This is a genomic window from Enterobacter sp. ECC-219, from assembly GCF_043966805.1.
Taxonomy (GTDB): Bacteria; Pseudomonadota; Gammaproteobacteria; order Enterobacterales; family Enterobacteriaceae; genus Enterobacter; species Enterobacter cloacae_N.
The window spans coordinates 3,362,149-3,374,861 of sequence record NZ_CP143680.1 but is presented as its reverse complement, the minus strand read 5'-3'; the positions used below and the strand labels follow the sequence as shown (position 1 = coordinate 3,374,861).

The 12,713-nt window shown below is 54.6% G+C and carries 12 protein-coding genes; 5 read left to right on the top strand and 7 right to left on the bottom strand.

The genetic code is table 11. The features are described 5' to 3' along the window. The first annotated feature begins 28 nt into the window (after positions 1–28). On the top strand, positions 29–1,570 hold the full coding sequence (gene tyrR, locus V1603_RS16030; RefSeq protein ID WP_163330870.1) for a transcriptional regulator TyrR: 1,542 nt from the start codon (positions 29–31) through the stop codon (positions 1,568–1,570). A gap of 33 nt (positions 1,571–1,603) precedes the next feature. Here tyrR and V1603_RS16025 read toward each other — a convergent pair whose 3' ends face one another. Both V1603_RS16025 and tpx read right to left on the bottom strand, forming a co-directional pair. Beyond that, entirely contained in the window at positions 1,604–2,812 is a 1,209-nt protein-coding gene (locus V1603_RS16025; protein ID WP_395312941.1) for an aldose 1-epimerase family protein, read from the bottom strand. Between the two features lie 275 nt (positions 2,813–3,087). Beyond that, a complete protein-coding gene (gene tpx, locus V1603_RS16020; protein WP_116339558.1) occupies positions 3,088–3,594 on the bottom strand; it encodes a thiol peroxidase in 507 nt (168 codons plus the stop codon). Positions 3,595–3,701: 107 nt separating this feature from the next. On the opposite strand from tpx, the gene ycjG reads away from it, so the two are divergent. After that, positions 3,702–4,667 (top strand): L-Ala-D/L-Glu epimerase, encoded by a 966-nt coding sequence (gene ycjG, locus V1603_RS16015; protein ID WP_116339560.1) that lies wholly within the window; start codon positions 3,702–3,704, stop codon positions 4,665–4,667. Here ycjG and mpaA read toward each other — a convergent pair. After that, positions 4,658–5,371: a murein tripeptide amidase MpaA gene (mpaA, locus tag V1603_RS16010; RefSeq protein WP_116339562.1), complete on the bottom strand. Its 714-nt coding sequence runs from the start codon at positions 5,369–5,371 to the stop codon at positions 4,658–4,660. The two genes, ycjG and mpaA, sit on opposite strands and share 10 nt — an antisense overlap. A gap of 185 nt (positions 5,372–5,556) precedes the next feature. On the opposite strand from mpaA, the gene V1603_RS16005 reads away from it, so the two are divergent. Continuing rightward, positions 5,557–7,173, top strand: coding sequence for a peptide ABC transporter substrate-binding protein (locus V1603_RS16005; protein ID WP_163330873.1), 1,617 nt, complete (start codon positions 5,557–5,559; stop codon positions 7,171–7,173). 96 nt (positions 7,174–7,269) lie between these two features. Here the strand turns inward: V1603_RS16005 and V1603_RS16000 are convergent, their stop codons facing one another. Next, positions 7,270–8,025, bottom strand: coding sequence for an SDR family NAD(P)-dependent oxidoreductase (locus V1603_RS16000; protein WP_395312940.1), 756 nt, complete (start codon positions 8,023–8,025; stop codon positions 7,270–7,272). A gap of 157 nt (positions 8,026–8,182) precedes the next feature. Here V1603_RS16000 and V1603_RS15995 point away from each other — a divergent pair, with 157 nt between their 5' ends. Beyond that, the gene (locus V1603_RS15995; RefSeq protein ID WP_116339568.1) at positions 8,183–9,052 is read left to right on the top strand and encodes an AraC family transcriptional regulator; all 870 of its coding nucleotides are present in this window, start codon (positions 8,183–8,185) and stop codon (positions 9,050–9,052) included. Here the strand turns inward: V1603_RS15995 and V1603_RS15990 are convergent. After that, on the bottom strand, positions 9,045–9,974 hold the full coding sequence (locus V1603_RS15990; RefSeq protein WP_395312939.1) for an aromatic alcohol reductase: 930 nt from the start codon (positions 9,972–9,974) through the stop codon (positions 9,045–9,047). The genes V1603_RS15995 and V1603_RS15990 overlap by 8 nt on opposite strands. A 142-nt stretch (positions 9,975–10,116) precedes the next feature. On the opposite strand from V1603_RS15990, the gene V1603_RS15985 reads away from it, so the two are divergent. Further along, positions 10,117–11,016, top strand: coding sequence for a LysR family transcriptional regulator (locus V1603_RS15985; protein WP_395312938.1), 900 nt, complete (start codon positions 10,117–10,119; stop codon positions 11,014–11,016). Positions 11,017–11,206: 190 nt separating this feature from the next. Here the strand turns inward: V1603_RS15985 and V1603_RS15980 are convergent, their stop codons facing one another. Next, entirely contained in the window at positions 11,207–11,347 is a 141-nt protein-coding gene (locus tag V1603_RS15980; RefSeq protein WP_162874963.1) for an Ecr family regulatory small membrane protein, read from the bottom strand. A gap of 74 nt (positions 11,348–11,421) precedes the next feature. Continuing rightward, complete coding sequence (locus V1603_RS15975; RefSeq protein WP_395312937.1) at positions 11,422–12,654, bottom strand: diguanylate cyclase domain-containing protein; 1,233 nt, start codon at positions 12,652–12,654, stop codon at positions 11,422–11,424. Between the last annotated feature and the right edge of the window lie 59 nt (positions 12,655–12,713).

Below are 12,713 nucleotides of genomic sequence, written 5' to 3'. Positions count from 1 at the left end.
GTTATTGGCTTAAAACGGTGAATTTCCCATGCGTCTTGAAGTCTTCTGTGAAGACCGTCTCGGTCTGACCCGCGAGTTACTCGATCTTCTTGTTTTACGTAGCATTGATTTACGTGGCATTGAGATCGATCCTGTCGGGCGAATTTACCTCAATTTTGCCGAAATTGAATTTAACACCTTCAGCAGCCTGATGGCGGAAATCCGCCGTATCGCTGGCGTTACGGATGTACGCACCATCCCCTGGATGCCCTCCGAACGTGAGCACCTCGCCCTGAGCGCGCTGCTTGAAGCGATGCCTGAGCCGTTCCTCTCTCTGGATCTGAAAAGTAAAGTCGAGCGCGTTAACCACGCGAGCTGCCAGCTTTTCGCGCAGAGCCAGGAGAAGCTCAGCAATCACCACGCCGCGCAGCTGATCCCCGGTTTTAACTTCCAGCGCTGGCTGGACAGCAATCCGCAGAATACGCATAGCGAGCACGTGGTGATAAACGGGCAGAATTTCCTGATGGAGATCACCCCGGTCTATCTGAAAGGGGAAGGAGACACCCGCGTATTGACCGGTTCGGTGATCATGCTGCGCTCGACGTTGCGCATGGGTCGCCAGCTGCAAAACCTCTCCAGCCAGGATGTTGGCGCGTTCAGCCAGATTATTGCCGTCAGCCCGAAAATGCGCCATGTGGTTGACCAGGCGCGCAAGCTTGCCAGCCTGACCGCGCCGCTGCTGATTACCGGCGATACCGGTACCGGGAAAGATCTGCTGGCGCACGCCGTGCACCTGGCAAGCCCGCGTGCGGCAAAACCGTATCTGGCACTTAATTGTGCCTCGATTCCGGAAGATGCTGTTGAAAGCGAGCTATTTGGTCACGCGCCGGAAGGCAAGAAAGGGTTCTTCGAACAGGCCAACGGCGGCTCCGTGCTGCTGGATGAAATCGGCGAAATGTCGCCGCGTATGCAGGCCAAACTGCTGCGCTTCCTGAACGACGGGACCTTCCGCCGCGTCGGAGAGGATCACGAAGTGCATGTGGACGTGCGCGTTATCTGCGCCACCCAGAAAAACCTGGTGGAGCTGGTGCAAAAGGGGATCTTCCGTGAGGATCTCTATTACCGCCTTAACGTCCTGACGCTGAACATTCCGCCGCTGCGCGACTGTCCGCAGGACATCATGCCGCTAACGGAGCTGTTTGTGGCCCGCTTTGCCGACGAGCAGGGGGTTCCGCGTCCGAAGCTGTCTGCCGATCTCGGCACGGTGCTCATGCGCTACGGCTGGCCGGGCAACATCCGTCAGCTTAAAAACGCCGTTTATCGCGCGCTGACCCAGCTGGAAGGCTATGAACTGCGCCCCCAGGATATCCTGTTGCCGGATTACGACGCCGGGACGGTGTCGGTAGGCGAAGAGGCGATGGAAGGCTCGCTGGATGATATCACCAGCCGCTTTGAGCGTTCCGTGCTTACGCAGCTGTACCGCAGCTATCCCAGCACCCGAAAGCTGGCAAAACGTCTTGGCGTCTCGCATACCGCGATTGCGAATAAGCTACGTGAGTATGGGTTGAATCATAAGAAAGGTGACGAATAACAAAAAGCCTCTGTAAAGAGGCTTTTTTGATGGTTATTCCTTTGCCAGCGGCGTGGTTACGATTTCTGTTTTTGTCTCTCCCTGAATCGACGCAATCCTGCTTTCGACATCCTTCACCTGCTGCGCGCTGTGTAGCAGGGTATAGGTCAGATCAAACTGAGCGCTGGCCCCTGGCGACAGCTGCTTAACCCGCTTCTGCTCGCGTTCAATGGTGACGGGGTAGGCGTAGCTGGTGCCCGGCTCAATCCCTGTGACATAGCCCTGTTTTGGCGTATCGGTATTTTTCCACAGGGTCAGCACCGGCAGCTGGCGGGCATCAAACTGAATCGACGCGCCTTTGTCACCGGCTTTATTCACCACCGCAGCGAGGGTTTCGTGGTTGCTGTCGGCGAGCGGTTTGATGTTAAAGACCATCTCATCAAAGCCTTTTGTCGGCCCGGCGTAGGTTTGCCAGTCGTTAACGCCCGCTTTCGCGTAATCATTGAACGGGCTTACGCTTGCCGCGGGGGCAAGGAAGCGCGCGCCTTCTTCGAGGACTGGCGCCCCGAAGTTGCTGTGATAGATGATTTGGTAATCATGAGGGTAATCGGCATGGTTTGTCAGAACGTCATGCAGGCTGAACTGGTTGGTTCCCGGAACGTAACGCAGTTCGGTCATAGTTTGCAGATCCGCTTTTTTAAACGTGCTTTCTTTGATGAGACCGCGAATACGAATTTCATGCGGGGCAGCATCCGCAATTTCTACCTCCACCTGAGAGGCCGGGGTATTGCCTGCCTTACCGTGCAGGGTGTAAATCTGGCCGTCAGCGGTGACCGGGTGCCCAGTCCATTCGTAGCCACAGCGGACCATCATCTCGTTGAAACCTTCCAGCCAGCCAAGCCCGTTTCGGCTTTCCAGATTAATATACGCCGGGTTAACGACCTCCTTAACGGGCGAGTTCCAGCCCAGTCTGGTGCCAAATCCTTCCACATGCAGAAGGTTCATCCCGCGCGTCGGGCTTAAGGTGATGGTCAGGCCATTTTTACTGCTGATGACGATAACTTTACTGCCTTCCTGCCTGCCGCCGTGCAACACTTTTTGCTCAATGCTGAACGTTCGATCGTAAATTTTCAGCTCATCGCTGGAAATCTTCCAGTTTCCTTTTTCCACGCTGCTTTCAGCGCTTGTCAGCACCCAGGTTTTAGCTGCGGCATGGCCCGAAAGCAGTACCGAAAGGAGCGTTAAAGCCAGTTTTATTTTCATATTTATCCCTTTTTGCTGAAACGATTATTTAACATCGTAAGCAAATCTAATGTTTTGGCGATGAGGGAAATGTGATGTGCCTCACTGAGAGTAAATACAGGGATATTTAACGATTGATTTGCGGGTGTGATCGCTTTATCGCTGAATTTTCAACGCTATTTTGCATAAATATTGTGATCCAAATTGATTGTTGCTTTAACGATTCAGTGGGCGATTAATAAAAAACCCCGCCATAGCGAGGTTTTGAAAAAGCGGTATAAAATGCTAAGTAATGATTATGCTTTCAGCTTGTCCAGCGCGGCGGTGTAATCCGGCTCGGTAGTGATTTCATTAACCAGTTCGCTGAAGACTACAGTGTCGTTTTCATCAAGAACCAGTACCGCGCGTGCTGCCAGACCTTTCAGAGGGCCTTCGGCGATGCTGACGCCGTAATTTTCGAGGAAATCCGGGCTGCGCAGGGTGGAGAGAGTGATAACGTTGCTCAGGCCTTCAGCGCCGCAGAAGCGAGACTGGGCGAACGGCAGGTCAGCAGAAATGCACAGCACAACGGTGTTGTCCATTTCAGTTGCCAGCTGGTTGAACTTACGCACGGAGGCGGCGCAAACCCCGGTATCAATGCTCGGGAAAATGTTCAGCACTTTGCGTTTACCCGCAAACTGAGCCAGTGTGACGTCAGACAGATCTTTAGCCACCAGAGTAAAAGCCTGCGCTTTGCTGCCAGCCTGCGGAATGGAACCTGCAACAGCAACCGGGTTGCCCTGGAAATGAACGAGTTGTGACATAGATATCTTCCTGTTTACATATAGTTAACGTCGGGGCTAGTGTATGCCATCCGCGGATAACACGGCAAACCAAATTTTTCGCCTTTTCGGGCCGCAAGGAGTCAGTGATGAGAAGCGTTAAGGTCTATGAAGAAGCCTGGCCATTGCATACACCGTTTGTGATCTCCCGCGGCAGCCGAAGCGAAGCCAGCGTGGTGGTCGTTGAAATCGAAGAGGACGGTTTTAAAGGCGTAGGGGAGTGCACGCCTTACCCACGCTATGGAGAAAGCCTCGCGTCGGTGATGGCGCATATCATGACGCTGGTGCCGGACCTGCAAACCGGGCTCACGCGCGAGGCATTACAGCAGCGTTTGCCCGCCGGTGCCGCACGCAACGCTATTGATAGCGCGCTCTGGAGCCTGGAGGCGGCGAAGCAGCAGCAACCGCTGACAGCATTGCTGGGCGTGGCGCTGCCGGAATCGGTGGCTACCGCACAAACGGTAGTGATTGGCGAGCCGGAACAGATGGCCGCCAGCGCAAAAGCGCTTTATGACGCAGGGGCCCGGCTTCTGAAGGTGAAGCTCGACGATCGTCTGATTAGCGAGCGAATGGTCGCCATTCGCGCGGCGGTACCCGCAGCCACGCTGATTGTTGATGCTAATGAATCATGGCACCCGGAAGGGCTGGCTGCCCGCTGTCAGCTGCTGGCCGACCTGGGGGTGGCCATGCTGGAGCAGCCTCTGCCAGCAAAAGAGGATGCGGCGCTGAAGAATTTTATCCATCCGTTGCCCGTTTGTGCGGATGAAAGCTGCCACACCCGCGCGAGTTTGAGCGAGCTGCAGGGCCGCTACGAGATGGTCAATATTAAGCTCGACAAGACCGGCGGGCTGACAGAGGCACTGGCCCTGGCGGAAGAAGCCCGGGCGCAGGGTTTTTCGCTGATGCTGGGCTGTATGCTCTGTACGTCCCGGGCGATCGGCGCGGCGCTACCGCTGGTCAATCAGGTCCGTTTCGCCGATCTGGACGGCCCGACGTGGCTGGCGGTTGACGTATCACCCGCGCTCCATTTTACCAGCGGCGTGCTTCATCTCTGAGGCTGCCAGCGCAAAAGCTCCACCATGGCTTTTAAGTATTTTTCGCTGGCTTCGTCGGACGAGATTGCCGGGAATTCAGCGGTAATACAGGGCAGGCTCAAATCGGCGCACCAGCTACCGAACGAGCCTGGCGTTTCATAGCCCACGCTGGTCACGAGCGGCAGGGCGAACGCGTCTGCCAGCCACGCGCCGAGCTCAGAGTGGCGCGGATCTTCAATGCAGGCCAGCGGATCGTGGAACGAGACCACCCACGCGGGGTGGATCTTATGGATTAGCTGGCACAGCGCCTGGGTTTCCGGCTCTGAGCCCGGCTTATCTCCCGTCAGCAGAACCACATCACGCTCCTCGGCGGAGCTGTTCCAGCGATACACCGTTTCCCCGGCGCGCCAGTTTGCTGCCGGGAAATTACGGTTTAAGTCAACGCCTCGCGCATTGGCGCGAAGCCCCAACTGACAGCCGTCCGGATTTACCGCCAGAATCACATGATGACGTCGCAATGAAGGCGTCAGCGTCCGCAGCGCGCAGGAAAGCGTCACGATGGAGGAGTTCTCGTCCCCGTGTGTGCCGGCAAGAATCAAGCCGCTGTCGCGGTCTGCGTCAGGGGCGGGGAACCAGATCAGCGATGCGCCTAAAAACGAGCGGCCATATTGCTCAGCGCCCGGCGGAAAGGCGCCGCGTTCCGCTCTCGGTCGGGTGGTTGCCATACGAAATCCTGATAAAGAAAGCACTACTGGCAGTGTTGTGCAAAACACGCTGTTAATCAAATAGTTTCCGTAACGGCTGAGAATTGCCTTAAATCACTATTCAGGAGTAAGTTATTTGCATTTCACTTTGTCGAAACAAATAATTACGCATCTGCTTATTACCTGAATTTATTAAAGGGGATCTTATGAAGCATCCTGTTTCGCGTCTTTTTGCCGCACTGTGCCTGTGCGGACTCTCTTCACTTACTTTTGCTGCTGATGTGCCGCAGGGCACTGCGCTGGCGCAAAAGCAGGAGCTGGTCAGGCATATTAAAGACGAACCGGCTTCGCTGGACCCGGCGAAAGCCGTGGGGTTGCCAGAGATTCAGGTGATTCGCGATCTCTTCGAAGGTCTGGTTAATCAGAATGAGAAAGGGGAGCTGATGCCGGGCGTGGCGACGCGCTGGCAGAGTAATGATAACCGCATCTGGACGTTTACCTTACGCGATGACGCGAAATGGTCCGACGGTTCCCCTGTCACCGCCCAGGATTTTGTCTACAGCTGGCAGCGTCTGGTTGACCCGAAAACCACCTCTCCGTTTGCCTGGTTTGCCGCGCTGGCGGGAATCAATAACGCGCAGGCCATTATTGACGGTAAAGCCGCGCCCGATACGCTGGGGGTGACGGCGGTGGATGCCAGGACGTTACGCGTCCAGCTGGACAAACCGCTGCCGTGGTTCAGCAACCTGACGGCGAACTTTGCCTTCTATCCAGTACAAAAAGCTAACGTAGAAAGCGGTAAAGAGTGGACGCGGCCGGGCGCGCTGGTGGGGAACGGCGCTTACGTTCTGAAGGACCGCGTGGTGAATGAAAAACTGGTTGTGGTGCCCAATACGCACTACTGGGACAATGCCAAAACGGTACTGCAAAAAGTCACCTTCGTGCCGATTAATCAGGAATCGTCGGCCACCAAACGCTACCTGGCAGGGGATATTGATATTACCGAATCGTTCCCGAAAAATATGTATCAGAAGCTGCTGAAGGATATTCCGGGGCAGGTGTATACGCCGCCTCAGCTGGGCACGTATTACTATGCGTTTAACACGCAAAAGGGCCCAACGGCCGATGCCCGCGTCCGTCTTGCGCTGAGCATGACTATCGACCGTCGCATTATGGCGGAAAAGGTGTTAGGCACGGGAGAGAAACCCGCCTGGCACTTTACGCCTGACGTGACGGCAGGGTTTACCCCGGACGCCTCGCCGTTTGAGCAGATGTCGCAGCAGGAGCTGAACGCCCAGGCCAAAACCTTGCTGCAGGCCGCAGGCTACGGTCCTCAGCGCCCCCTGAAGCTGAACCTGCTGTACAACACATCCGAAAACCACCAGAAAATCGCCATTGCGGTGGCCTCCATGTGGAAGAAAAATCTCGGAGTGGATGTCAAACTGCAAAACCAGGAGTGGAAAACCTACATTGATAGCCGTAATACCGGCAACTTTGACGTGATCCGCGCCTCATGGGTAGGCGATTACAACGAGCCATCAACCTTTTTGTCGCTGCTGACCTCAACCCACAGCGGCAATATCTCCCGTTTCAGTGACCCGGCCTACGATAAGATTATCCACCAGGCGACGCTGGAAACCACGGCGAAAGCGCGTAATGCCGACTACAACATGGCGGAGAAAATTCTTATGGAGAAGGCGCCCATCGCGCCAATTTACCAGTATACCAACGGCCGCCTGATTAAGCCCTGGGTGAAGGGTTACCCCATCAACAACCCGGAAGACGTGGCGTATAGCCGGACGATGTATATTGAAAAGCACTAATCAAGTACTGGCGCGGCTTGCGGCGCCAGTTCCTCCTTCTGACCATCACCCGTCACAGCTGAAAGCATCATTTTTCTGACGGTATTTTTGGCCTGTTCAGATGGTTTGCCCGCCCGACACTTCAATGCGCTGTGCGGTTACCCAACGGTTATCATCACGCAGCAGGCTGGCGACCATCGGCCCGATATCGTCGGGAACGCCGACCCGCCCGAGCGCGGTCATGGCGGCAAACTGCGCGTTGACATCTGCGTTGTCGCGAACCAGGCCGCCGCCAAAATCGGTTTCAATGGCGCCTGGCGCGATGGTATTGACGGTGATGCCGCGCGGGCCCAGCTCGCGTGCCAGATAAACGCTGAGCATTTCCACCGCCGCTTTTGCCGCCGCGTAAGCGGAGAACCCAGGGTACGATACCCGGGTCAGGCCGGACGAGAAGTTGATGATGCGCCCGCTGTCCGCCAGCAGGGGTAAAAGGGTCTGGATCAGGAAAAATACCCCTTTGACATGGACACTGAACAGCCCGTCGAACTGCGCTTCGGTGGTCTCGCCCACCCCGGCAAACTCGCCATGACCTGCGTTATTTATCAGGTGGTCGAAGGTGCCGCGCTGCCAGACCTCGGCGAGTTGTTGACGCAGAGTTTCGGCAAATGCCGGGAAAGTCGTCGTCTGCGCCACATCCAGTTGAATCGCAATCGCCTTACGACCAAGGGTGCGGATTTCCGTGACAACCGCTTCAGCCTGAGGGGTATTTCCTCTGTAAGCGACGATAATATCGCCCCCCTGACGCGCGATAGAGAGGGCGGTGTTACGGCCAAGACCACGATTGGCGCCGGTGATAAGTGCAATTTTACTCATGGTGTATCCTCTGTTTGGTGGAGCTTTTACAGTAGGAGAAGGCCACTCATCCACTTTGCCTGATTCTGGTTATCTTTTGCCTGTTTCTCTTTTCATGGTTTGTTCTGTTGAGAATGACCGCATACTATGGCTTAAAAACTTGCCTGAAAGAGTGTCTATGCGCGATCTCCTGTTCGATCTCTGCCGCCGGTATGCCGATGCTCACGTCGACCGTAGCGGGGTTGCCGTAACGCCGGTTCCAGGGTTGACGATTATCCGGGCTTTGCATCCGGGCGACCTGCAGGCGGCGATCAACAGACCGCTGATGGCGATGCTGTTGCAGGGTCGCAAACGCGTCGCTACGGGGACGGAAAGTTTTGAATATGGCCCCGGCGAGGCGATGGTGATTGCCGCCGATGTGCCGACCCTCAGTCAGATTACCCAGGCCAGCCTTCGCCATCCCTACTATTCCCTGGTGCTGGAACTGGATATCGCCATACTGCGCGAGTTGCAGGATGCTGTGCAAGCAGAGCAGAGGGACGCGCCTTGCGTTGGGGTTGAGCCAATGAATGCTGACGTGACGGATGCGGCTTACCGGCTGGCCAGGTTATTTGAACAACCGGAGGCGATGGCGGTTCTTGGGGATGGGCTACGGCGAGAGCTGCATTACTGGTTGCTTCGCAGTGTCCATGGTCCTGCTATTCGCGCCCTGGGCGCGGCGGATAGCCATTCCGGACGAATTAGCCGTGTGGTCGCAATGTTGCGTAAGGAGTTTACACGTACGATAAGCGTTGAGGAGCTTGCTGACGTGGCGGGCATGAGCGTGTCCGTATTCCATCAGCATTTTCGCGCTATAACCACGATTTCGCCCCTGCAATTTCAGAAACAGCTACGCCTTATCCATGCCCGCCGCCTGATGCTTGTCGATGGCGCAGGGATCGCACAGGCGGCGTATACGGTCGGTTATGCCAGTGTTTCGCAGTTTACCCGTGAATATGCCCGTATGTTTGGCGCGCCACCGGGGCGGGATAAACGCATGGCTACATAACGGTTTTAAGCCATGATTCAATATCTTGAGTCGGTATATTATTCTGTACATTCCAGGTGTTACTCATCGGCCACCACATGCCGTCTCCTCGGGCGAAGGCCGCGCGATAGCGGAGCATCTGGTCATCCGGATTTAAATGCAGTGCATCCAGCAGATCCGGGAGCGTTAATACGTTTTTGGCAAAGGCTTGTCTTGTCGTGCGTTCAACCGTTTCGGCCAGTTTTCCATAAGAAGTGGTTTCACCTGCGACAAATATCACTTCATTTACGATCCGCGGATGATGCAAATAAATTTCGGTGGTCAGCCGACCAATATCCGCGGGAGACGTGACCGTGACCTGCGTGTCCCATCCTCCGAGCGCATTAATGGTTTTTTCGGATAAATTCACCACATTAAATGCCGGTTCGAAGAGAAAGCTGGTAAACATACCGGTTGAAACAATCACCCATTCCGTCGTGTTCTGTTCCCGCAAGAGCGTCCTGACATCATACTGCTCGTCCCAGACGGGCTGGCCGCTCCCTTTGCCGACCACATCGTAATTCACGCCAAACTGCCAGGGGAAATAGCGGTTTACGTCGGCTTCCAGTACCGCGCGGGTAATTTTGAGCTGTGTACCTGCTCCGGCGACAAACCCCATGCAGTTGATCACGGTGTCAAAATCCACAAAACGGGTTTTTAACGTTTCAGTGGAGCTGACGGCGACATCGACCGCGATGAATTCTGCCCCTGCATCAGCCAGTTTTTGATGAATTTCGGACTGAAGTTTACCCCGGCTGTCCCAGGATCCGGGCGAAACGATAACGGTAACAGCGCCATCGCGCTGCGTGACTGCCGGAACCAGATGCTCCAGTACGGCAGCACCCAATTGTCCTGCACCAAGCACTAATACTTTTTCACCTGTCTTGATATCACGTTCTTTCATGTTGAGCCTCTCTTTGTTAAATCGCCTTTCTACAGCAACTTGAGCAAGGTTATGTCAGATAGCTGCATTCGATAAGACCACAGGCATAAGTTAGACTGTTCGTAATAATGGGATAATCGATCTTTTCAGGCGCGGTGGGAACATGGATAAACTGGAATCAATGCGGGTATATGTTTGCGTGGTCGATACCCATAGCTTCGCCAGGGCGGCAGAAGCGCTGGGGCTACCACGTTCAACCGTATCGCGGGTCGTTAAGGAACTGGAGACATACCTGGGTATTCAACTTTTACAACGCACCACCCGGAAGCTCAGCGTGACCGCAGAGGGCCGACGTTACTATAACGAGAGCAAACGGCTGCTGGCGGATATTGCGACAGTGGAGTCTTCCTTTCCCGCCAGATCCGCACAGCCCAGAGGCCGTTTAAAAGTCGGGATGCCGCAGTCTCTTGCCCGACACTGCATTCTTCCCTGTCTCCCGGAATTTCTGCGCCAGTATCCCGGGCTGGAGTTGGTACTCTGTTCAAGCGATAGCGTGGAGGACATCATTCAGGAAGGGTATGACTGCGTGATCCGCACCGGGAGGATCGAAGATTCAACGACGCTGGTCGCGCGCCCTCTGGCGAACTTCAGATGGGTTGTTCTGGCTTCTCCGGGCTATATAGACGCCTGTGGTAAGCCGGAAAATCTCGACCAACTGGAAAAGCATTGCGCCGTCGGCTACCTGAACCACCGTACCGGGCGCACCATCGACTGGTTTTTTACGCGTGATGACGGCGATTGTGCAATCCACATGAAAGAGTCGCTGATCGTCGATGATACCGACGCCTATATCCAGGCTGGAATTCAAGGGCTAGGATTAATTCGCGTGGCCAGCTATCTGGCTGAGCCGTATCTGAAGAGCGGGGCGTTGGTTCGCTGTATGGAGAACCTCTCTTACGATTTACCGCTTTCGCTTCTCTATCCACAAAACCGCTATCTTCCGCCTTCGGTGCGCGCCTTTTATGACTGGAGCAGAGCGGTGCTGCAACAACATGGCGACTGACGGACAAGAATCGTTGTTTTGCTTAATAGCCGCAAATAAAAAAAGCCCGTCAGAGAACGGGCGAAATAAGCAAATGATTTAGTGATTCGTTATCAACATTGTTGGAGGATAACGCCGCGTATCTTACGTGGCTAAGGGCAAGGCAGAAACCTGACAAATTCGGTAGGTGAAACAATAAATTAAACGTGCACTACAGTGCGTCAAAAGTGGGGTAGAGACTGTTTTCCAGATATTCAACGAAATACCAAATCTCGCCGCTGAAAATAAACCATAAGCCAAATATAATAAGCAAGAAAATAATTAAGGTGAGTATTAATTCTGTCTTTCCCATTGTCGCCACAACCCACCCGTCGTTAATTTACTTAAGCTGGGCATTGTAGCGGGGCTTTTCCCGATACTCCAGTTTCATGCCGCAAGGACTTTATTACGCCCATCGTTTTTGGCGCGATAGAGCGCATCGTCGACACGTTTAAACAGTGCGTCGATACTCTCTTCCGGGTCATGCCGCGCCACGCCAATGCTGACGGTAAACCGTGGTAAGCCTGGAAGGGTGATATGGGCGACCGCCGCACGGACGGATTCGGCAATCTTCAGAGCCGTTTCAAGAGACGTGCGCGGCAACAGGATGACAAACTCTTCACCGCCCCAGCGGAACACCAGGTCATCTTGTCTGCAGCAGGCTTCCAGCGTTCGGGATAGGGCGATAAGCACTTCATCACCTTTCAGGTGACCGAAAAGATCATTGATGTTTTTAAAATGATCGGTATCCACCAGCAGCAGGCTAAACTGCTGCTGTGCAGAAAGGTGGCTCAGGCTGGTTTGGTCGATAACATTGTAAAACTGTCGTCGGTTGAGTAACCCCGTCATCGAGTCACGTAATGCAGCATTTTCCAGCTCCTGCTCAAGCCTCTTTTGCTCCGTAATATCATGGATTATGCACAGCATCAGTTTGTCACCGTAGATCTCGATGGGTCCCGCATAGGTCTGGACATGGCGGGTGGTGCCATCGGCAAGGCGGTGAATAAAATTGAGCGGCTTATGTCCGCCGGGCAGTGCGGCGATCTCCGTCATGATGGGCATGACGCCTCTGCCAAGCGTGTTAATTTCCCAGGTATGCTTGCAGCACATCTCATCATGCGAATAACCGTAAAAGCTGAGCGCGGCCAGGTTTGCATCGACAATTTGCCCGTCACGGGCAGGATCGATGAGCAGCATCGGCGCGCTGTTGGTCAGGAAAAAGCGTGCGTAAAATCCCTGTTTCTTGCGCTGATAGGTTGCGGAACGGCTGGCTTTCAGGCCTGAGGGGGCGTGGGAAGAGATCCCTTCGAAAACGATAACATCACCATACGGCGTGGCGTGGGTGAGTGAGAGGCGACAGCTTAAGGGGGCGTCCTGCCCGCCCCGGCTAATTGTCCAGATCTCGACAATATCGTGATGATTTTTCAGTTCGGGAACGTACAACGACAGTACGGTTTGCGCACTGGCAGAACAGGAACCTTTGCGCAGGTCGTTCAGCGTTTTATTACCCGTCAGCTGTATTGCGGCCACATTTGCAAAAATAATCTGTTCCGAAACAGGAGAAATGAGCCACACGGGCGTTTTAATTGCATTAAGCGCATCAAAACTATTTTGCGACATAGTATTTTCCTGTTCATCGGCACGATATACCTGACAATCATGGCGGAATTGACTCGCAT